Consider the following 243-nt stretch of genomic DNA (forward strand, 5'->3'; position numbering starts at 1 on the left):
TTCAATTTCTTTAGTTAGAATTTGTTTTGCATGTGCTGCAATTGCTGGGTCGAGGCTTAAAAACACCGTGCCGACAGCAAAAACTTCACTGAGTGTAATATCACTGAGTTTTTTCGCTTCTTCACGGAAAAACTGTTTTGGCATTGCTAAGAGTAAACCGCAACCATCCCCTGTCTTACCATCTGCAGCAATACCACCGCGGTGGGTCATACAGCTCAGACTGTGCATAGCAGTCTTGACAAG

General features: G+C 44.0%; 1 protein-coding gene. It reads right to left on the reverse strand.

Going from position 1 to position 243, the window contains the following annotated elements; genetic code table 11:
• The coding region (locus tag RRF55_RS27650; RefSeq protein ID WP_439419246.1) for a hypothetical protein at positions 1-243 on the reverse strand (243 nt) is incomplete at both ends.

Source organism: Klebsiella sp. K47 (assembly GCF_051858335.1).
Lineage (GTDB): Bacteria > Pseudomonadota > Gammaproteobacteria > Enterobacterales > Enterobacteriaceae > Klebsiella > Klebsiella pneumoniae.